We start from the raw sequence: 20121 nt of genomic DNA on the forward strand, positions 1-20121 counted from the left end.
CCCGTCATCCGGCACAGCGACATGGCGCTCCACCTGCTCAAACTCTGCGTCGGTGCAGAATCCATCCAGGACCTCGAGGACTGGATCGCAGAGACGCGCGCCGAGGCGCTGGCGCGCGGGCGCGAGCCGGAGCAGATCCACACCACCCGCATGGTGCCGAACCGCCGCGACGAGATTCTCGACGGCGGCTCGCTCTACTGGGTGATCAAGGGCGAGGTCGCCTGCCGGCAGCGCCTTCTCGACATCCGGCCCTTCGTCGACGGTGACGGCATACGCCGCTGCCATCTGGTGTTCGAGCCGGTGGTGCATCGCGTCGACCCGCGGCCATCGCGGCCGTTCCAGGGCTGGCGCTACCTTGCGGCCAAGGACGCGCCTGCCGATCTCGGCGCCCGCAGCGAGGCACCGCTGCCGGACGAATTGCGGCGCGAATTGCGCTCGCTCGGGCTCATCTGACCGTACCTTCGGGAACCTTATCGCCGGTTTCGTGCGTTATTCGCACAGAACAACCGCGAAAGGAGAGTTCCATGCGGGCAGATCAGACCGAACGCCGCGAATTCGAGGATGGCGAAGTCGCCGTCACCGCCACCCCGCGCGAGCGGCAGGGGGTCGAGGTCATGGCCATGCGCTACGTGCTCGGCATCGGCCTCGCGCTCGTCATCCTCGGCATGGTCGCGACCTATGTCGTGACGGTGTGAGCCGTGCCGTCCGGCGGGGCGTCCCGCCGGGCGGGCATTCAGACCGGGATGTTGTCGATGAGGCGGGTGCGGCCGAGCTTGGCGGCGACCAGCAGCCGGATCGGCCCCTCGGACGCGGACGCGATCGGCGCCAGCGTGGCGGCATGGCGCGCATCGAGATAGTCCAGAACAAAGCCTCCCGCCGTGACGCGCGCTCGTGCCGCCTCCATCGTCGTGTCGATGGGCGCCCCGCTGGTGATCGCGGCTGCCGCCTCGCGCAGCACGGTGATCAGAAGCGGCGCCGTCGACCGCTCCTGCGGCGAGAGATAGACATTGCGCGAGGAGAGGGCGAGGCCGTCCGGCTCGCGCAGGGTCGGCACGCCGATCACCTTCAGCGGCAGGTCGAGATCGCGGGCCATGCGGGTCACGACCTGGAGCTGCTGATAATCCTTCTCGCCGAACATGGCGTAATCGGGCGCGGCTTGCGTGAACAGCTTGGCGACGACGGTCGCCACGCCGGCGAAATGGCCGGGGCGAAAATCCGTCTCCAGCCCGAGCGCCGGGCCGGCAAGGGTGACGGTGGTGGCGAAGCCCGGCGGGTAGATCTCCTCGACCGTGGGCGTGTAGGCGAGGTCGGCGCCGGCATCCTCGAGCTTGGCGAGGTCGGCGGGGAGGGTGCGCGGGTAGCGGCCGAAATCCTCGTTGGGGCCGAACTGCGCCGGATTGACGAAGATCGAGACCACGACGCGCCGGGCGCGCCGCCGGCCGGCCTTCACCAGAGCGATGTGGCCGGCGTGCAGGGCGCCCATGGTGGGCACCAACGCGACCCGCTCGCCCGCGGCCCGCCATTCGGCGACCGCCTCGCGCAGCGCCTTGACCGTTCGTGCCCGTCTCATGACCTTGCCGACTCCCGCCTGCCCGCTACCGGAGCGTGGGCGCGGAACCTAGCAAAGCGCATCCGCCGGTCAACAGATCGGCACCCGGCGCCGTCGCCGGAGACCGCACCTCCCGCCCGGCCGTCCGGCGCACTAGATTGGGGTACGAATCCAGACGGAGCCGTCATGCCCGCCGACAAGCGAACCAGCGTCCCCGCCACCGGAAAAGGCGAGGTGAACGCCTTTCTCGCCGAGATCGAGTCGCGTTCGCCCCTCGCCACGGCGGGGCGCGGGCGGCTGATCTTCGCGCTCGACGCGACGATGAGCCGCCAGCCGACCTGGGATCTCGCCAGCGCGCTGCAGGGCGAGATGTTCGCGGAAGCGGGCCGCGTCGGCGGGCTCGACGTGCAGCTCGTCTATTTCCGCGGCCTCACCGAGTGCCGCGCCTCGTCCTGGGCGTCCGACACGGCGCGGCTCGCGGGGCTGATGGGCTCGATCGACTGCCGCGGCGGGCGGACCCAGATCGGGCGCGTGCTGCGCCACGCGGCGGCCGAGAGCGGGCGCGGCCGGGTCAGCGCGCTGGTGTTCGTCGGCGACGCGATGGAAGAGGACCTCGATCACCTGTGCGCCGAGGCGGGGCCGCTGGCGGTGCGGGGCGTGCCGACCTTCATGTTCCAGGAGGGGCGCGATCCGCTGACCGAGCGCGCCTTCCGCGAGATCGCCCGGCTCACCGGCGGGGCGTGGTGCCGCTTCGACGCCGGCGCGGCGGCGGAGCTGCGGGCGCTGCTGGGCGCCGTCGCGGCCTATGCGGCGGGAGGCTTCAAGGCGCTGTCGGATCTCTCATCCGGGCCCGGCGGCGGCGGCGCCCAACGCCTCATCGCGGCGCTGGGGCGCCGGCCATGATCAACCTCATCGCCGGCGCGGCGATCGTCGCGCTGTTCTATTACGGGCTCAAATTCTTCGCCAAGGCCGACCCGAAGCGGCTGGCGCGCCTCGCCCGCACCGCGGGCGGCTGGGGATCGCTCGTTCTCGCCGGCTTTCTCGGCCTGAAGGGGCAGATCGTCACCGCCCTCCCGCTCGGCCTGTTCGGGCTGTCGCTGCTCGGCTGGAACCTCGGGCGGAACAATCCTTGGGCGCGGGGCCGGGTCAGTCCCGGTCGCAGCTCGACGGTGCGCACCGCCCATCTCGACATGCGGCTCGACCACGACAGCGGCCGGTTGTCGGGCCGTATCCTCGGCGGCGCGCGGGATGGCGCCGAACTCGACACGCTCGACCTGCCCACGCTGCTGTCGCTGGGGGGCGGGATGGACGGCGAGAGCCGGCAGCTACTCGAAGCGTATCTGGACCGCCGGATGCCCGGCTGGCGTGAACACGCTGAGCGCGGTGCGGGCGGGGGGCAGGCCGATGCGCCGCGCCGCTCCGCGATGACGGAAGAGGAGGCTTACGAGGTGCTGGGCCTTCAGCCGGGGGCGGCCGCGGACGAGATCCGCAAGGCGCACCGGGCCCTTATGAAGCGGCTCCATCCCGACCAGGGCGGATCGAACTATCTCGCCGCCCGGGTGAACGAGGCCAAGGATATCCTGCTGCGCGGCCATGGCTGACAACTCCGCTCAGTTCCGGAAGACCATGCAGGAGAAGTCGCTGCGCTTGAGCGCCTTGCAGGCGTTCTGCGCGGCGGCTTCCGCATCGAACCCGGCGAAGCGGGCGCGCACGATCTGGGTCGAGCCCTTGGACGCGGTCTGGGTGTAGGAATCGACCCGGCCGAGCGCGCCGGAGGCCGAGGACTTGGCCTTGGCGAGCTGCGCCTGGGCGTCGGCCTCGCTGCCGAAGGCGCCGATCTGGATGCCCCAGCCGCCCTTGGGGGCGGCGGCGACCGGCGCCGCCGGACGGGCGGGAGCGGGCTGCGGGGCGAGGGCCTGCGAGGGAATCTGGATCTGGCCGGCGCTGGCCACCTGAACCGGAGCGGCGCGGCGGGCCGTGGTCTCGCCGCCCGAGAAGGTGAGGGTGCCGAGCACGCCGGGCTGGTTGCTGAGCGTCGCGGTGGGCGCCGCCGGGCGGGCGACCGCGACGGTCTTCACCGGGCGCGGGACGATCGGGGCGGCAGAACCCGGAGCGGGGAGCTCGGCGCTGGTCACGGTCTTGGCGGCCGGCACGGGCGCGGGAGCCGCGACCGGCGCGGCGGGGCGGACCATGGCGATGGTCGCGGCCGCCTTCGGCGCGGGAGCGGGCGGGATCGAGGCGGTGGTCGCCGGCTCCATCTCGGCCTGCACGGGCTCGGGCAGCGGCGCGGCGCTCGCCATCGCGACGCGCGGGGCATTGCCGAGGGCGATGACGGGCTTGGCGGCAGGCGCGGGCGCGGCAGCGACCGCCGGGGCCTCGTCCTCGACCGGCACGGCGCGCTCGGCGACCGGCGTCACGGTGGGGCGGCCGGCATAGGCGCGGGGCAGGGCGTCCTTGATCAGCGCCGCCATGCGCGCATCGCGGGCGCCGCCGCTCGAGCCGCCGAATACCGCCGCCACGACATGGCGGCCGTCGGTGTTGACGTTGGTCACGAGGTTGAAGCCAGAGGCGTTGGTGTAGCCGGTCTTGATGCCGTCGACGCCCTGGACGCGGCCGAGCAGCTTGTTGTGGTTGCCGACGGCGACGCCGCGATAGTTGAAGCTGCGGATCGCGAAATAGGGATAGTAGCGCGGGAACCGCTCCTGGATGGCGCGGCCGAGCGTCACGAAGTCCCGGGCGGTGGTCACCTGCTCGGGATGGGGCAGGCCGTTCGGGTTGCGGAAGGTGGTGCGCGACATGCCGAGCGCGCGGGCCTTGCGCGTCATCATCCGGGCGAAGTTCTCGGAGGTGCCGCCGATCTGCTCGGCGATGACCACCGAGACGTCGTTGGCGGAACGGGTGACGAGGGCCTTGATGGCGGTGTCGACGTCGACGGTGGTGCCGGGCCGCACGCCGAGCTTGGAGGGCTGCTGGCTGGCGGCATAGGCGGAGACGGGCATCTCCGTGTCGAGCTTCATGCGGCCGGCGTCGAGCTGCTCGAACAGCAGGTAGAGCGTCATGATCTTGGTCAGCGAGGCGGGGTGGCGGAGTTCGTCCGCGTTCTCCTCGTGGAGGACCTTGCCGGTCTTGGCGTCGATCACGAAGTCGGCATAGCCGCGCTTCCAGTTGCCGGGGGCGGCGGCGACAGTGCGCGTGACGGTCGCCTTTTTGGCTGCGGCGCGCTTGCTCTTCGGCTTGGCTTCGGCGACGCCCGCACAGGCGACGGCAAGTGCAAGAGCTACTGTCCCGGCGCAAAGAAACCGCGCGCCGATCCCACCCGGAACCCGCATGAACCTGTCCTGTTACTCATTCGGCCGCCTCAAACGCGCCGGCCGATCCCAAACCTACCCCGGCCTCGAATGCCCGTCCTTGCGACGGATCATTCCCCCAAGGCCGCCCGCCGTGGCACCGTTGCCGTGGCGCCACAGGTCCGAAAGATACGGAGGGTGCAGTTACGAACTCGTAAATGGCATTCGATGGAGGGCGAAACTATGATGCCGGTTCCGTAGTTTGCCGTATTTTGCAGTGCAGCAAAAATTCTTGACGACGATGGTGCGGCGCGGTAAGGTGTCTGCACTAGGGATAAGCGTCCCGAGATGAACTCGGCGGGCGGGTTGCGTTGTAGCCGCGCTGGAAACAAAATCAGGAGTGGCAAAATGGTTCAGAACATCGAAGACTTCCAGAAGATCGGCAAGGATAACGTCGACCTGGCGATGAAGAGCTTCGGCACCGTGTCGAAGGGCGTCCAGGCGATCGCCGTCGAGATCGCGGACTACCAGAAGAAGTCGTTCGAGGAAGGCACCGCCGCGGCCGAGAAGCTGTTCGGCGCGAAGACCCTCGACAAGGCCGTGGAAGTGCAGTCGGCCTACTTCAAGAGCGCCTATGAGGGCTTCGTGGCCCAGGCGACCAAGATCGGCGAGCTCTATGCCGATCTCGCCAAGGAGACCTACAAGCCGTACGAAGGCCTGATCGGCAAGTTCGCGGTCAAGTGAGGCCTCGGCCGGGTTCGCCCGGCCACCGGTTTTGCCGCCGGAAGGCGGCCGGTACGCGTAGCGTATGTGTCGACGGGCTGGCTCACGCCGGCCCGTTTTGTTTTGCGCCGCCGATCCGGGCGCTGTCGGCGGGGCTGGCCCATCCGGCGTGAGGGGCGGCGTCACTCCGCGGCGCTCTCCGCGCGCGGGGCCGCCGGAAATGCCAGCGGCCCGGCCGATCCGCGAGGGATCTTCCGGGCCGTGACGGGGCGCCGGGGGGCGGGCGCCGTCGTTGGGGGATGGAGAGCGAGCCGGGAGAGCGTCGCCGGCCGCGCCGGTCATTTCGACAGGTGCAGTTTCCCGATCGAGCCGGCGATATTGTTGAACACGGTGAGCAGGTCGGCGGAGTCGGCGACGTTGTAGTACATGCCGCTCTCGGAGGCGCAGTTCTGCATCAGCGTCGAGGTGGCGCTGTCGCTTTCCTCGACCAGCACGGTGTAGACGTCGATGGCGCGCTTGCCGTTCGGCTTCTTGAGCGCGTTGATGTTCTTGCAGAGCTCCTTCAGCCGGTTGTTGGCGGCGGTGTTCTGCGTCGAGGCGCTGGTCGAGGTGGTGCCGAGCCGGCCCTGCCAGAAATAGCCGATGCCGGAATAATAGGACTTGTTCTCGTTGCCGTTGGTCGAGAGGCCGGGCAGCTCGTTCTTGCCGTCCGAGAGCAGCACGATGACCTTGGCCGTCTCGTCGTCGGAATAGGGCTTGGTCGAATTCAGCATGGCGTTGGGCGAGACCATGTACCAGCCCCAGGACAGGCCGAGCGGGATGTTGGTGTTGCCGGTCGCGACCATCGAGTTGATGGCGGTCTTCAGCGTGGTGAAATTGGTGGTGAGCGGCATCAACTCCTTCATCCCGCAGCCGTCATTCGGGCCGAAGGATGTGTTGAGCGTGCCGAAGGGCTTGTTGGTGCTGATGTACTTGGCGGTGTTGCCCTGCTTTTCCTTGAAGGCGGTCGCGGTCGTTTTGTCGGCGATGTAGTTGTTCGGATAGACCGAGGTGTCCTTGGACTCGCCCGGCTCGTCCGGCGCGAAGAACGGCACGACCAGCGTGCCCGGCGTGCCCGAACTCGGCGCGGGATCGGTGACGTCGTAGGGCGAGGGGCGCATCTCGACGCAGCCGCCCCAGCTGGTGCCGAGCTTGGTGAACAGGTCGAAGCGGTTGACGTTCGCCGTGTTGTTGAAGATCTCCTTGGCGATCGGCGAGGCGCCGGTCTTGTCCATCCACGAGGCGCTCGAGAAGCTGGTCGGCAGGCGCACGGAGATGGAGAACGGCACCAGGCCGATCTTCACCGTGTCGGCCTCCACCGCCTGCGCGGCGAGCGTATCGACCAGCGAGGCCGCCGCGGTCTTCAGGCGGCTGATCTTGGTCGGGTTGCCCGAGCCCATCGAGCCGGTGTTGTCCAGCACGAGGGCGACCTCGACCTTGCCATTGCCCCAGGAGGCCTGTGCGGTGGTGGCGATGTGCATGAAATTGTGGCTGGCGTCGCCGGTCACGATGTTCAGCACGCGCGAGAGCGTGGTGGGGTAATCGCCCGAGGCGGAGAGGGTGATCTGGCCCTTGGCGGTGGCGACCGTCAGGTTGACGTTCTGGATGGTCGGCTTGGGCATCTGCGCGTTGACGAAGGCCTGCGCGCGGGTCTTCATCTCGGCCGCCGAGGTCGTCACCGGCATCTTCGCCAGCGAGATCACCGCCGAGTCGAGCGCGTTCTGCAGGTCGGCCCGCTCGCGGGCGGCGAAGGTGTAGTCGAGGGCGAGGCCGGCGGCGGCGAACAGGGGAATGGCGGCGAACCCGAACAGGATCGCCACGTTACCCGAGCGGCTGCTCCGGAAATCGTGAAACGGGGTTGTCATGGCGCGTCGCGCTCCGCTCGGCGCCGTGCCTTCCTATCGGGCCGCGCCTCGTGCTGTTTCTCGTGCGGACCTTGCGCCCCGTGAGGTTACCGAAATCTGGCGCCAATGCCGGAGTCGCGGGGGCTTTCGCGATTTGTCTAAAAGTCGAGGTAAATTTGTTCTTTCACCGGTCGCCGAAAAGCGGGTGCATCCGGCGATCCGGGCAAGGTGCGCGGCCAAACGACGCCGACACTCTGGCGCAGCGGCCGAGGCGACCATATTATCTGGGACACGACACCGGCCTGCGCCGGTGACCCGACCCCGCCCAAGGTAGTTCGCCCCGATGTCCGCAGAGCCGCACCGACCATCCGCGCCAACCATGGCCGACGACGAGCGTCGCCGGCGAGGCGAGGGTGCCCCCGGCACGGCGGTGATCACGCGGACCAAGCCGCAGGTGAAGCGGCCCAATCTCTACCGAGTGCTCCTGCTCAACGACGACTACACGCCAATGGAGTTCGTCGTGCATGTGCTGGAGCGCTTCTTCAACAAGAACCGGGAGGAGGCGACCGCGATCATGCTCCACGTCCACCAGCACGGCGTGGGGGAATGCGGCGTCTTCACATATGAGGTGGCCGAAACAAAGGTCACGCAGGTGATGGACACCGCGCGAAAGCATCAGCATCCTTTGCAGTGCGTCATGGAGAAGAAGTGACGCTCCGCAGCGGTTAAACGAAGAGGTCCAGATGCCCACCTTCTCCCGCAGCCTCGAGCAGTCGCTTCACCGGGCCCTGGCGCTCGCCAATGAGCGTCACCACGAATACGCCACACTCGAACACCTCCTGCTGTCGTTGGTCGACGACCAGGACGCCGCCGCGGTCATGCGCGCCTGCAATGTCGACCTCGAGAAGCTGCGCCGGAACCTCGTCGAGTACATCGATACCGAGCTCGACAATCTGGTCCAGGACGCCGGGGATGATTCGAAGCCCACCGCCGGCTTCCAGCGCGTGATCCAGCGCGCGGTCATCCATGTGCAGTCGTCGGGTCGCGAGGAAGTGACCGGCGCCAACGTGCTCGTCGCCATTTTTGCCGAGCGCGAGAGCCACGCGGCCTATTTCCTGCAGGAGCAGGACATGACCCGCTATGATGCGGTCAACTACATCAGCCACGGCATCGCCAAGCGGGCGGGCATGTCGGAGAGCCGTCCCGCGCGTGGCGCCGAGGAGGAGACGGAGACGAAAACCGGAGAGGACACCAAGAAGAAGGCCGATGCGCTCGATGCCTATTGCGTGAACCTCAACAAGAAGGCGCGCGAGGGCAAGATCGATCCGCTGATCGGCCGCGACGCGGAGATCCAGCGCACCATCCAGGTGCTGTGCCGGCGCTCCAAGAACAATCCGCTCTTCGTGGGCGATCCGGGCGTCGGCAAGACCGCCATCGCCGAGGGCCTCGCGCGCCGCATCATCAACAGCGAGGTTCCCGACGTTCTCTCCGCGTCCACCGTGTTCTCGCTGGACATGGGCGCGCTGCTGGCCGGCACCCGCTACCGCGGCGATTTCGAGGAGCGGCTGAAGCAGGTGGTGAAGGAGATCGAGGCCTATCCCGGCGCGATCCTGTTCATCGACGAGATCCACACCGTCATCGGCGCGGGGGCGACCTCCGGCGGGGCGATGGACGCCTCCAACCTGCTGAAGCCGGCGCTGGCCGCCGGCACGCTGCGCTGCATCGGCTCGACCACCTACAAGGAGTACCGCCAGTACTTCGAGAAGGATCGCGCCCTGGTGCGCCGCTTCCAGAAGATCGACGTGCCGGAGCCGACCGTCTCGGACGCGATCGAGATCCTCAAGGGCCTCAAGCCCTATTACGAGGACTATCACCGGCTGCGCTACACCAACGAGGCGATCAAGGCGGCGGTGGAGCTTTCCGCCCGCTACATCCATGACCGCAAGCTGCCGGACAAGGCGATCGACATCATCGACGAGAGCGGCGCGGCGCAGATGCTGCTGCCGGAGGGCCGGCGCAAGAAGACCATCGGCATCAAGGAGATCGAGGCGACGGTGGCCTCCATCGCCCGCATACCGCCCAAGACCGTGTCGAAGGACGACGCCGAGGTGCTGGCGACCATGGACACGACGCTGAAGCGCGTCGTCTACGGCCAGGACCGGGCGATCGAGGCGCTGGTGGCGTCGATCAAGCTCGCCCGCGCCGGCCTGCGCGAGCCGGAGAAGCCGATCGGCTCCTACCTGTTCTCGGGCCCGACCGGCGTCGGCAAGACCGAGGTGGCCAAGCAGCTCGCTTCCGTTATGGGCGTCGAGCTGCTGCGGTTCGACATGTCGGAATATATGGAGCGCCACACCGTCTCGCGGCTGATCGGCGCGCCCCCCGGCTATGTCGGCTTCGACCAGGGCGGCCTCTTGACCGACGGCGTCGACCAGCACCCGCATTGCGTGCTGCTGCTCGACGAGATCGAGAAGGCGCATCCCGACCTGTTCAACATCCTGCTGCAGGTGATGGACCACGGGAAGCTGACCGACCACAACGGCAAGCATGTCGATTTCCGCAACGTCATCCTGATCATGACGACCAATGCGGGCGCGGCGGACCTGTCGAAGTCGGCCTTCGGCTTCACGCGCTCCAAGCGGGAGGGCGACGACGTCGAGGCGATCAACCGGATGTTCGCGCCCGAGTTCCGGAACCGGCTGGATGCGATCATTCCGTTCGCGCATCTGACGACCGAGATCATCGCCCAGGTGGTGGAGAAGTTCGTCCTCCAGCTTGAAGCACAGCTCGCCGACAGGAACGTGACGATCGAGCTCTCCGACGAGGCGACCGCCTGGCTGGTGGAGCGCGGCTATGACGAGCAGATGGGCGCGCGGCCGATGGGCCGGGTGATCCAGGAGCACATCAAGAAGCCGCTCGCCGACGAGGTGCTGTTCGGCAAGCTGAAGGATGGCGGGCATGTGCGCGTCGTCGTCGAGACGGCGGCGGACGGCGACACCTCGCTCGGCTTCGCCTATGTCGACGGGCCGGTGACGCCCAAGCCCGAGAAGATCACGCCGCCCGCCAAGCCGAAGAAGACGGCGCGGCGCAAGGCGACCTTCACGACCAAGAGCGCCAAGCCGAAGAAGCCGGGGCCGGACAACAATCCGCGCCCGCCGCGCGGCACGGTGCCGAAGGTGCCGCTGGTCAAGGCGTGACCCGACGCCGGGCGACAGACGGCTAGGCTTTGTTGCGATCCCCGGGGCACCCGCTCCGGGGATCGTTGTTTTTCGGGCCGGCGACTGTGAGTGAGCCAGAGCGGCAGAAGGCGCGGGGCCGGCCTCGAGAGGCCGCGGCTTTCGGCCTCGCGGCCCGCTGCCGGCGGATCGTCTCGACCAGGTGGTGCACCGATCCGGGGCGGACTGACCCGCGTGCGGGGCACGGCGCCGAAGGTGCCGCTCGTACGCGTGAGGCGCCGGCGCGTGGATCGGTCCGAGGATATGAACCCCCGGGCATCGCTCCGGGCTTCTTCGTCGGGGCGCGATCCGATGCGATCGGAGCGATCCGATGGGCGAGGCGCTCCCGGCGCGATCGGGCAGGGCGCGTGTCGCCCGATCGGCGCATGGGTGCCCTGCCGCGCCGCCCGCTTGACCTGACGGGGCGGCCGGCACATCAGGAACGCCGTCATGACGGCGGCGCCTTCCATACCCCCGGCCCCTGCGGGCGATGATCCTCCGCGCTACCATGTGCGGTGGTTCTTCGCGGGCGTGCGCGGCGCGTTCGCGGCGCCGGGCATGGTGCTGTTCGCGACCTTCATCGGTTTCGGCGGGTTGGCGCACGGGATCGGTTTCCCGTTCTGGGCGACGCTGATCTCCACCCTGTTCGTCTGGGCGTTGCCGGCGCAGGTCATCCTGCTCGGCGGGCTGGCGGCCGGCAATTCGCTGCCGGCGGTGGCGCTGGCGGTGGGGCTGTCCGGCGTGCGCCTGATGCCTCTGGTGGTCTCGATGCTGCCGCTGCTGCGGGGACGGCGCCCGCACCTGCTGACCGAGCTGGTCTGCGCGCATTTCGTCGCCGTGACCATGTGGGCGGAAGGGTTCCGGCAATTGCCCAAGGTGCCGCTGCCGGGACGGCCCGCCTACGGCATCGGGCTCGGCGCCGGGCTGACCGTGCACAGCACCGTCGCCACCGCGATCGGCTACCAGCTCACCGGCGCGCTGCCGGCGCCGCTGGCGCTCGCTCTGCTGCTGCTCACGCCGATCTCGTTCTCGATCCTGCTGGTGCGCAACGCCTCCAGCCGCACCGACTGGCTGGCGATCGGCTGCGGGCTGGTGCTGGCGCCGCTGGTCGCCGGCGCGCCCGGCGGGCTCGACCTGTTCTGGAGCGGGGTCGGGGGCGGCACGGTCGCCTTCATCATCGGCCGGCTGTGGAGGCGGGCATGAGCGCCTTCGGCGACGAGTGGAGCGCGATCCTGATCGTGCTGGTGATCGGCTTCCTGCCGAACGAGGTGTGGCGCATCCTCGGCGTGCTGGTCGGGCGCGGTCTCGACGAGAACGGCGCGCCGATGCAGTGGGTGCGGGCGGTGGCGACGGCGCTGCTGGCGGCGGTGGTCGCCCGCCTCGTCCTCACGCCGACCGGCGCGATGGTGGCGCTGCCGCTGTGGCTGCGGCTCGCCGCTATCGGCTCCGGCGTCGGTGGCTTCCTGCTGATGCGCCGCTCGGTGCTCGCCGGCGTGCTGACCGCCGAGGCGCTGCTGATCGGCGCGGGCTGGTGGCTGGGGCTGACCTGAGTTCAGCCCGCCAGCGCAGCCTTCAGCCGCTCGGCCTGGGCGGCGAGCACCTCCGGCGCCTCCTTGTAGGACAGCGGCGCGCGCAGCTCGACGCCGGCATGGCGGGGGATGACGTGGACGTGGAGGTGGAACACCTCCTGGCCGCCGGCCTTCTCGTTGTGCTGGGTGAGCGTGATGCCCTCCGCCTCGAACACGCTCATCTGGGCGCGGGCGATGCGCTGCGCCACCGCCATGACGGCGGCGAGGTCGCCCGGCGCGACATCGAGAAGGTTGCGCGCCGGCGCCTTCGGGATCACCAGCGCGTGGCCGGCGGCGCGCGGCATGATGTCGAGGAAAGCCAGCGTCGCGTCGTCCTCATGGACCCGGTAGGCGGGCAGTTCGCCGCGCAGGATGCGGGCGAAGATGTTGCTGGGGTCATAGGCGGACATGGGCGGCTCCCTGAGAGCGGTGGGCGGCGATGAACCTGACCGCCTGATCGCAGGCGGGCGATGGCGGGTCAAGCCGCCCGCTCAGGGTTGCTCGTCGTCGCGGGCGCGGCGGAACGGTCCGGCCTCGGTGAGTTCGGCGCCGGCTTCGGCGACATAGGCACGCTCGCGCTCGAGATAGGCGGCGACGGCGCGGCGCAGACCGGGATCGGCGATCCAGTGGGCGGAGCGGGTGGTGACCGGCATGTAGCCGCGCGCCAGCTTGTGCTCGCCCTGCGCACCGGCCTCGACCGTCCGCAGGCCGTGGGCGATCGCGAAGTCGATGGCCTGATGGTAGCAGACCTCGAAATGCAGGAAGGGGTGGTGCTCGATCGCGCCCCAATGCCGGCCGAACAGCGTGTCGGCGCCGATGAAATTGATCGCCCCGGCGATGTAGCGTCCGGCGCGCCGCGCCATCACCAGCAGGATGCGGTCGGCCATGCGCTCGCCGATCAGCGAATAGAAACGCCGGTTGAGATAGGGGCGCCCCCATTTGCGGCTGCCGGTCTCCATGTAGAAGGCGAAGAAGGCGTCCCACGCTTCCTCGGTGAGGCCGGCGCCGGTGAGCCAGACGATCTCGATGCCGCTCTCCACCGCCTCGCGGCGCTCGCGGCGGATGACCTTGCGCTTGCGCGAGGCGAGCTGGCCGAGGAAGTCCTCGAAGCCGGCATAGCCCTGATTGGTCCAGTGGAACTGCTGGTCGGTGCGGGGCAGGTAGCCCTCGGCGGCGAGGATGGCGGCCTCGTCCTCCGGCACGAAGGTGACGTGGACGGAGGAGGCCTCGCGCTGACGGGCGAGCGCGACGAGGCCGCGGGCGAGCGCGGTGCGGGCGAGCGCCTGTCCGGGGCCGGGCGGCACCAGCAGGCGCGGCCCGGTGGCGGGGGTGAAGGGAACGCTGACCTGGAGCTTGGGATAATAGGTGCCGCCGGCGCGCTCATAGGCATCGGCCCAGCCCTCGTCGAAGACGTATTCGCCGCGCGAATGCGATTTCAGATAGGCCGGCGCGGCGCCCAGGACCGTGCCGTCCTCGCTCTCCAGCAGGATGTGTTGCGGTAGCCAGCCGGTGCGTGCCGAGACCGAGCCGGAATCCTCCAGTGACGAAAGAAACTCATGTGAAATAAAGGGGTTGCCGGTGGTTATGAGTCTCTTTTGGGAGAGCGTTGACTCTACGTCAGATATTGAATCCGAAAATACATGTAACTTACTGTTATCATGTGAATAATCGTCATTTATCGCCGCTCCCAGCCCGTTCCAGGTGGCCGCGGGCACGTTCGCGATGTCGCCGATGACGCGGATGCGGAAGGAGGTGTCGGCCATGGTCTTTCTGTCCGTCGGGCGCATCCGCGCGGGGCTCTTGCCTGTTACGGGCGGAAGCCCTCGAAGATCATCTGGTCCGCCTGCGCGCGAGCGATGGCCCGGTCTTCCTCGGTGCGCACCGTCCAGGTCAGCAACGGCCGGCCCAGCTGCCTGCGGGCCAGCGTCGCCGCCGGCGCGGGCAGTTCCTTCACATAATGCGCCACGAAGTCCGGCTGGGTGCGCGGGAAATGCAGCAGGTTGCCCCAGATGAATTTGGTGGCAGCGGAGAGGCCGTGCCACTCCGGATCGTCGTAGCGCCGTTCCATGGTGATGCCGCGCGGGATGCGCGGCGCGAGCCGGCGCACGGCGGCGACGAGGTCGGGATCGAAGGACATCAGCGCGGCGGGGCCGGCATAGCTCGCCAGCACATCGCAGGCACGCTCGGCCACCCGCGCATCGCCGTCGTAGAGGCTCTTCAGCTCGATCACCAGCGGCACGCGGCCGGCGACCCGCAGCAGCAGGTCCGGCAGGCTCATCATCCGGTCGGCGGTGGCGCGGAAGTCGAGGGCGGCGAGTTCGCGGGCGGTGCGTGCCTTCACCGGGCCGTGGGCGGTGGTGAGGCGTTCCAGTTCGTCGTCGTGGAACACCATCGCCTCGCCGTCGGCGGTGGGTTGCAGGTCGACCTCGATGGCATAACCGCCGGCGATCGCGGCATCGATCGCCGACGGCGTGTTCTCGATGATGCCCGCGGCGGGCTCGTGCAGCCCCCGGTGGGCGATGGGGCGGGCGACGAGCCAGTCGGGGGCGTTCATGGCGGCCTCAGGCGACTTCGAGGACGGCTTCGATCTCGACGGTGACGCCGAAGGGCAGGGAGGCGATGCCCACCGCCGAGCGGGCGTGGCGGCCGGCGTCGCCGAACACCTCGACGAAGAGGTCGGAGGCGCCGTTCACCACCTTGGGCTGCTCGGTGAAGTCGGGCGTCGAATTGACGAAGCCGACCAGCTTCACCACGCGCTTGACGCGGTCGAGATCGCCGCCGAGCGCGGCCTTGGCCTGGGCGATCAGGTTGATCGCGCACTGGCGCGCCGCCGCGCGGCCGGTCTCGATGTCGACGCCGCCGCCGAGCTTGCCGGTCAGCAGCGTGCCGTCGGCGGTCACCGAGACCTGGCCGGAGATCCAGAGCTGGTTGCCGGTGAGAACGGTCGGCACATAGTTGGCGGCCGGAGCCACCGGCGTCGGGATCGTGACGCCGAGTTCAGCGAGTCGCGCGTCCACCTTGTTGGTCATGTCGTTCTCCAATGCCGGGAATGTGGTGTGGGGTTCGAGGGTCAGGCGCAATTTCGCCCCTGTTGTCACGCCACAGTTTGCGGTGCGATGTTTGGCCGATCGATGCCTGGCGTGCAAGCGGGAGGCATGCCACCCGCCGACCGGCCGACGGAACGTGTGACGAAACGGAGCCTTGCCCCATGCCGACCGGACCGAGCCTGCCCGCCCGTCTCGCCCTTGCCGCTTTCGGCGGCGGCACCCTGCTCACGCTTGCCGGCGCGCTGCCGGCCGCGGCCGGCGCGATCACGCTCACCCCCCATCGGGCGACCTATGCCCTCTCGCTCGACGGCTCGAAATCGGCGCGGCAGGTCGATGGTGCGCAGGGCGAGATCGTGTACGAGATCCGCGGCAGCGCCTGCTCGGGCTATTCGGTGAAGCTGCGGCAGCAGACCGACCTGCAGACGGATGGCGGCGGCCTCCTGTCGAGCGCGCTCGATTCGACGACCTGGGAGGACGCCGACGCGTCCACCTACCGGTTCCGCATCCAGAACCGGGTCAATACCGAGCTGCGCGACGATGCCGACGGCGTCGCCGAGCGCAAGGGCGCCAGTCTCATGGTCAAGGCGACCAAGCCCGAGGCGGAGAGCTTCGAACTCAAGGGCGGCATCGTGCTGCCGAGCCAGCATGTGGTGAAGATCCTCACGGCGGCGGCAGCGGGCGATTCCGTGGTCGAGGCGCCGGTCTATGACGGCTCGCCGGACGGGCGGAAGGTCTATGACACGCTGGCGGTGATCGGAAAGGCGAAGTCCGCCACCGACGGGCTGGAGGACGCGGCGAAGGCGAAGGGGCTGGACGGGCGCACCCGCTATCCGGTGACGATCAGCTATTATGAGAAGGGCGCGGACGCGACGACCCCGGACTATGTGATCAGCTTCGACCTCTACGACAACGGCGTCAGCCGGGCGCTGAAGCTCGACTACGGCGATTTCGCGCTGCGCGGCACGCTCACCTCCTACGAGACGCTGCCGACGGAGGAATGCGCGAAATAGGCGCTGCGGGCGCCGTCACGTCCCGCCGCTGCCCCCGGGCTTCTTTCGCCCCGGCGCGTCCAGCAGGATGCCGTGCCCCACCGCATCCGTGCCGAAGCGGGCGCGCAGCGCGTCGATCGCCCGCTCCGCCGCCCCGAGCCTTGTGGCGCGCGTGTCGACGAGGTCGGCGGGGTCGGCGTCGCGCGGATCGGCGAGTTCCGACAGGCCGACGCCGATGAGGCGGTAGGGCGTTCCCTTCGCCTCGGCCTTCAGCAGATCGCGGGCCCCCTCGAAGATGCGGTGGGCGAGCACGGTGGGGCTGTCCAGCGAGCGGGCGCGGGTGAGGGTGCGGAAGTCGGCGGTCTTGAGCTTCAGCGTCACCGTGCGCCCGGCATGGCCGCCGGCTTTGAGCCGGGCCGAGACCTTCTCGCACAGCCGGTAGAGGTGCTGTTCCAGCGGGCGGAAATCGGCGATGTCGGTGTCGAAGGTGGTCTCCGCCGAGACGCTCTTGGTCTCGCGCTCGGGATTGACGCGGCGGTCGTCCTGCCCGTTCGCGAGCCGGGCGAGGCGCAAGCCCTCCGCGCCGTAGCGCCGGGCCAGCACGGCCGGATCCTCGCGCTGGAGATCGGCGATGGTGGCATAGCCGTCGCGGGCGAAGCGGGCTTCGCTCACCTTGCCGATGCCCCAGATGGTGCCGACCGGGCGCGGGGCGAGGAAGGCGCGCGCCTCGCCCGCGCCGATCACCGCAAAGCCGCGCGGCTTGTCGAGGTCGGAGGCGATCTTGGCGAGGAACTTGTTTGGCGCGAGCCCGACCGAGACGGTGATGCCGATGTCGCGCTCGACCTCCGCCGCGAAGCGGGCCAGCACGCGGGCGGGCGGAGCGCCGTGCAGGCGAGCCGTGCCGGAGAGATCGAGGAAGGCCTCGTCGATGGAGAGCGGCTCGACCAGCGGGGTCAGCGCCCGCATGCGCTCGCGCACCTGCCGGCCGACGGCGACATATTTCGCCATGTCCGGCTTGATCACCACCGCCTCGGGGCAGAGCGCGCGGGCCTTGAACATCGGCATGGCGGAGCGCACGCCCTTCACCCGGGCGAGGTAGCAGGCGGTGGAGACGACGCCGCGCTTGCCGCCGCCGATGATCACCGGCTGGTCGACGAGGCTCGGGTCGTCGCGTTTCTCGATCGAGGCGTAGAAGGCATCGCAATCGATATGGGCGATGGCGAGGTCGTAGAGCTCGGGATGGGCCACGACACGCGGGCTGCCGCAGCCGGCGCAGCGCAGGCCCGCCCCCGTCTTGCGAAGGCAGTCGCGGCAGAAGGCGGGTCCGCCACCGCTCGTGCCGGCCATCGCCGCCTCAGCCGCCGCTGTCCGCGTCGCCCTCATGGGCGAGGATCTCCCGCGCCGCGACCACATGGCCGGGATCGATGCCGGCGTTGGCGGCGTACTCCAGCAGCAGGTCCTGATGGTTGAGAAGATGGTCGAGGATCGCCACATGAAAGGCGGCGGAGCCGATCACCCGGCGCAGGTCCGCGGGCGCGAGTCCGCTTTCCGCCAGCAGCGGGCCGATGCGCTCCGGCGCCGCGGCGAGGAAGGTGAGGGCGCCGGTCGCGACCTCTGTCGCTGCCCGCCGGTTGGTCAAACGGGCCGCGGCGCGGGGGCGTCCCGCCCCGAAACCGTTGTCAGTGCCGGGTTTACGCGTTCGCATTTGTTGTTCCGTAAGGAATGGTGGGTAAGCTCTTCTACCATGTTCGATCCAGCCGAGACTGTATTTCGACGCGCGTGACCCGGCAAATGGCCACCCGCGATCGTGTCGCCTTTGGCTCCCAGAGTGTGCGTGACATGCCCAAGAAAATCCTGATCGTGGAAGACAACGAGCTCAACATGAAGCTCTTCCACGATCTGCTGGAAGCCCACGGCTACGCGACCATCGAAACCCGCAACGGTATCGAGGCCCTCGAACTCGCGCGCCGCCACCGTCCCGACCTGATCCTGATGGACATCCAGCTTCCCGAGGTGTCCGGGCTCGACGTCACGCGCTGGCTCAAGGAAGACGAGGAACTGCGCTCGATCCCCGTGGTCGCCGTCACCGCCTTCGCGATGAAGGGCGACGAGGAGCGCATCCGCGAGGGGGGCTGCGAGGCCTACCTCTCCAAGCCGATCTCCGTCGCCAAGTTCCTGGAGACGGTTCGCCATTTCGTGCAGGAGGCGTGAGGCGAGGTCATGACCGCCCGGGTTCTCGTCGTCGATGATGTCCCCACCAATGTGAAGCTGCTCGAAGCGCGGCTGACGGCGGACTATTTCGACGTCGTCACCGCCTCGAACGGCCACGAGGCGCTCGCGATTTGCGCGCGCGGCCAGTGCGACATCGTCCTGCTCGACGTGATGATGCCGGGCATGGACGGTTTCGAGGTGGCGCGCCAGATCCGGGGCAACCCGGCGACCCACCATCTGCCGATCATCATGGTGACCGCCCTCGACGAGCCGGTCGACCGGGTGCGCGGCATCGAATCGGGCGCCGACGATTTCATCACCAAGCCGTTCGACGACGTCGCCCTGCTCACCCGCGTGCGCTCGCTGGCGCGGCTCAAGATGGTGATGGACGAACTGCGGATGCGCGCGGCGGCGGCGCAGGAGATCGGTCTGGGCGATCCGCTGGCCGGCGTGCTGGCGGAGCCCGGCACGGGTGGATCGGTGATGCTGGTCGAGGACCGGCCGAGCGCTGCCGAGTCCGTCGCCGGGATGCTCCGTACCCAGCAGAATGTGGATTGCGAGCCCGATGCGCAGGAGGCGCTGTTCCGCCTCGCCGAGGGCAGCTACGACCTCGCCATCGTCAGCCTCGGGCTGTCGGGCTTCGATGCGCTGCGGCTGTGCAGCCAGATCCGCTCGATCGAACGCACGCGCTATCTGCCCATCCTGCTGCTGGCCGAAAGCGAAGAGCGCGAGCGCATCCTGCGGGGCCTCGACATTGGGGTGAACGACTATGTGGTGCGGCCGATCGATCGCAACGAACTCCTCGCCCGCGCCCGCACGCAGGTGCGCCGGCGCCGCTACACCGAGCGGCTGCGCGACAATGTCCAGCATTCCATCGAACTGGCCATCACCGACGGCCTGACCGGCCTCAACAACCGGCGCTATCTCGAGAGCAATCTCGCGGCGATGGTCGACCAGGCGGGTGCGCGGGGGCTGCCGCTCTCGCTGATGGTGATCGACATCGACCACTTCAAGTCGATCAACGACAAGTGGGGCCATGCGGCCGGCGACGAGGTGCTGCGCGACTTCGCGGCCCGGCTGCGCCGCAACGTGCGCAATGTCGATCTCGCCTGCCGCTATGGCGGCGAGGAGTTCGTCGTCGCCATGCCCGATACGGACCTCGACGTCGCCGGCCGGGTCGCCGAGCGGCTGCGCGCCCGGATCGAGAGCGAACTCTTCCCGATCCAGCCGGGCTCGCAGCGGCTGAAGGTCACCACCAGCATCGGCATCGCCTCGCGCCTGGGCCCGGGCGAGGATGCGTTCGCGCTGCTGCGGCGGGCCGACGAGGCGCTCTACCGGGCCAAGCGCGAGGGGCGCAACCGCGTCGTCGCCGCCGCCGCCTAAGGCGAATCGGGCGGCCCGGCCGGGCTCGCCCCTCCCTCTGCAGCCATGAAAAAAGGCGCCTCGCGGCGCCTTGTTCCGTTTCGCGACGCGGCGATCAGATCACTTGATCTTGCCTTCGCGGAACTCGACGTGCTTCTTCGCGACCGGATCGTACTTCTTGACGACCATCTTGTCGGTCATGGTGCGCGAGTTCTTCTTGGTCACGTAGAAATAGCCGGTGTCGGCGCTCGACACGAGCCGGATCTTGATGGTCGCCGCCTTGGCCATGG

22 protein-coding genes are annotated in these 20121 nt (G+C 69.0%); 12 read left to right on the forward strand and 10 right to left on the reverse strand.

Annotated features, from left to right (window positions below; translation table 11 throughout):
- Positions 1-21 precede the first annotated feature (21 nt).
- Together ACEUEL_RS06200 and ACEUEL_RS06205 are read left to right on the forward strand one after the other, a co-directional pair.
- Positions 22-453: a DUF1489 family protein gene (locus ACEUEL_RS06200; protein ID WP_405703232.1), complete on the forward strand. Its 432-nt coding sequence runs from the start codon at positions 22-24 to the stop codon at positions 451-453.
- Positions 454-524: 71 nt separating this feature from the next.
- Positions 525-695: a hypothetical protein gene (locus ACEUEL_RS06205; RefSeq protein ID WP_405703234.1), complete on the forward strand. Its 171-nt coding sequence runs from the start codon at positions 525-527 to the stop codon at positions 693-695.
- 38 nt (positions 696-733) lie between these two features.
- Here the strand turns inward: ACEUEL_RS06205 and panC are convergent, their stop codons facing one another.
- Complete coding sequence (panC, locus tag ACEUEL_RS06210) at positions 734-1570, reverse strand: pantoate--beta-alanine ligase (RefSeq protein ID WP_405703237.1); 837 nt, start codon at positions 1568-1570, stop codon at positions 734-736.
- A 165-nt stretch (positions 1571-1735) separates the two neighbouring features.
- Here panC and ACEUEL_RS06215 point away from each other — a divergent pair, with 165 nt between their 5' ends.
- Both ACEUEL_RS06215 and ACEUEL_RS06220 read left to right on the forward strand, forming a co-directional pair.
- Entirely contained in the window at positions 1736-2452 is a 717-nt protein-coding gene (locus ACEUEL_RS06215) for a vWA domain-containing protein (protein ID WP_405703239.1), read from the forward strand.
- Entirely contained in the window at positions 2452-3150 is a 699-nt protein-coding gene (locus ACEUEL_RS06220; protein WP_405706594.1) for a DnaJ domain-containing protein, read from the forward strand. Before ACEUEL_RS06215 ends, ACEUEL_RS06220 begins: the two co-directional genes overlap by 1 nt.
- A gap of 9 nt (positions 3151-3159) precedes the next feature.
- Here ACEUEL_RS06220 and ACEUEL_RS06225 read toward each other — a convergent pair whose 3' ends face one another.
- A complete protein-coding gene (locus ACEUEL_RS06225) occupies positions 3160-4878 on the reverse strand; it encodes a D-alanyl-D-alanine carboxypeptidase (RefSeq protein WP_405703241.1) in 1719 nt (572 codons plus the stop codon).
- Between the two features lie 366 nt (positions 4879-5244).
- On the opposite strand from ACEUEL_RS06225, the gene ACEUEL_RS06230 reads away from it, so the two are divergent.
- The gene (locus ACEUEL_RS06230; RefSeq protein WP_405703243.1) at positions 5245-5580 is read left to right on the forward strand and encodes a phasin family protein; all 336 of its coding nucleotides are present in this window, start codon (positions 5245-5247) and stop codon (positions 5578-5580) included.
- A gap of 317 nt (positions 5581-5897) precedes the next feature.
- Here the strand turns inward: ACEUEL_RS06230 and ACEUEL_RS06235 are convergent, their stop codons facing one another.
- A complete protein-coding gene (locus tag ACEUEL_RS06235) occupies positions 5898-7463 on the reverse strand; it encodes a pilus assembly protein TadG-related protein (protein ID WP_405703245.1) in 1566 nt (521 codons plus the stop codon).
- Between the two features lie 358 nt (positions 7464-7821).
- Between ACEUEL_RS06235 and clpS the strand changes: the two genes are divergently transcribed.
- From clpS to ACEUEL_RS06255, 4 genes are all read left to right on the forward strand, one after another.
- Positions 7822-8154 (forward strand): ATP-dependent Clp protease adapter ClpS, encoded by a 333-nt coding sequence (gene clpS, locus ACEUEL_RS06240; RefSeq protein ID WP_405703248.1) that lies wholly within the window; start codon positions 7822-7824, stop codon positions 8152-8154.
- A 31-nt stretch (positions 8155-8185) separates the two neighbouring features.
- Complete coding sequence (gene clpA / locus ACEUEL_RS06245; protein ID WP_405703250.1) at positions 8186-10636, forward strand: ATP-dependent Clp protease ATP-binding subunit ClpA; 2451 nt, start codon at positions 8186-8188, stop codon at positions 10634-10636.
- Positions 10637-11104: 468 nt separating this feature from the next.
- Complete coding sequence (locus tag ACEUEL_RS06250; protein ID WP_405703252.1) at positions 11105-11857, forward strand: AzlC family ABC transporter permease; 753 nt, start codon at positions 11105-11107, stop codon at positions 11855-11857.
- Positions 11854-12204, forward strand: a complete 351-nt coding sequence (locus ACEUEL_RS06255) for an AzlD domain-containing protein (RefSeq protein ID WP_405703255.1) — start codon at positions 11854-11856, stop codon at positions 12202-12204. The genes ACEUEL_RS06250 and ACEUEL_RS06255 overlap by 4 nt, the downstream gene beginning before the upstream one ends.
- A 2-nt stretch (positions 12205-12206) precedes the next feature.
- Here the strand turns inward: ACEUEL_RS06255 and ACEUEL_RS06260 are convergent, their stop codons facing one another.
- From ACEUEL_RS06260 to ACEUEL_RS06275, 4 genes are all read right to left on the reverse strand, one after another.
- On the reverse strand, positions 12207-12632 hold the full coding sequence (locus tag ACEUEL_RS06260) for an HIT family protein (protein ID WP_405703258.1): 426 nt from the start codon (positions 12630-12632) through the stop codon (positions 12207-12209).
- Between the two features lie 81 nt (positions 12633-12713).
- Positions 12714-13985, reverse strand: coding sequence for a GNAT family N-acetyltransferase (locus ACEUEL_RS06265; protein WP_405703260.1), 1272 nt, complete (start codon positions 13983-13985; stop codon positions 12714-12716).
- Between the two features lie 44 nt (positions 13986-14029).
- Entirely contained in the window at positions 14030-14776 is a 747-nt protein-coding gene (locus ACEUEL_RS06270; protein ID WP_405703262.1) for a glycerophosphodiester phosphodiesterase family protein, read from the reverse strand.
- A gap of 7 nt (positions 14777-14783) precedes the next feature.
- Positions 14784-15251 carry a RidA family protein gene (locus ACEUEL_RS06275; protein WP_405703264.1) on the reverse strand — a complete coding sequence of 156 codons (468 nt, stop codon included), beginning with the start codon at positions 15249-15251 and terminating at the stop codon, positions 14784-14786.
- A 179-nt stretch (positions 15252-15430) separates the two neighbouring features.
- Between ACEUEL_RS06275 and ACEUEL_RS06280 the strand changes: the two genes are divergently transcribed.
- Positions 15431-16279, forward strand: a complete 849-nt coding sequence (locus ACEUEL_RS06280; RefSeq protein ID WP_405703265.1) for a cell envelope integrity EipB family protein — start codon at positions 15431-15433, stop codon at positions 16277-16279.
- Positions 16280-16294: 15 nt separating this feature from the next.
- Here the strand turns inward: ACEUEL_RS06280 and ACEUEL_RS06285 are convergent, their stop codons facing one another.
- Together ACEUEL_RS06285 and ACEUEL_RS06290 are read right to left on the reverse strand one after the other, a co-directional pair.
- Positions 16295-17605: a DNA polymerase IV gene (locus ACEUEL_RS06285; RefSeq protein ID WP_405703266.1), complete on the reverse strand. Its 1311-nt coding sequence runs from the start codon at positions 17603-17605 to the stop codon at positions 16295-16297.
- A 7-nt stretch (positions 17606-17612) separates the two neighbouring features.
- Positions 17613-17963 (reverse strand): DUF3572 domain-containing protein, encoded by a 351-nt coding sequence (locus ACEUEL_RS06290; RefSeq protein ID WP_405703268.1) that lies wholly within the window; start codon positions 17961-17963, stop codon positions 17613-17615.
- 134 nt (positions 17964-18097) lie between these two features.
- Here ACEUEL_RS06290 and ACEUEL_RS06295 point away from each other — a divergent pair, with 134 nt between their 5' ends.
- Together ACEUEL_RS06295 and ACEUEL_RS06300 are read left to right on the forward strand one after the other, a co-directional pair.
- Positions 18098-18469 (forward strand): response regulator, encoded by a 372-nt coding sequence (locus tag ACEUEL_RS06295; protein WP_405703271.1) that lies wholly within the window; start codon positions 18098-18100, stop codon positions 18467-18469.
- Between the two features lie 9 nt (positions 18470-18478).
- Complete coding sequence (locus tag ACEUEL_RS06300; protein ID WP_405703274.1) at positions 18479-19852, forward strand: PleD family two-component system response regulator; 1374 nt, start codon at positions 18479-18481, stop codon at positions 19850-19852.
- Between the two features lie 99 nt (positions 19853-19951).
- Here ACEUEL_RS06300 and rpmG read toward each other — a convergent pair whose 3' ends face one another.
- Positions 19952-20119: a 50S ribosomal protein L33 gene (gene rpmG, locus ACEUEL_RS06305; protein WP_405703276.1), complete on the reverse strand. Its 168-nt coding sequence runs from the start codon at positions 20117-20119 to the stop codon at positions 19952-19954.
- Positions 20120-20121 lie beyond the last annotated feature (2 nt).

The sequence above is a fragment of the Ancylobacter terrae genome, from assembly GCF_045108345.1.
Lineage (GTDB): Bacteria > Pseudomonadota > Alphaproteobacteria > Rhizobiales > Xanthobacteraceae > Ancylobacter.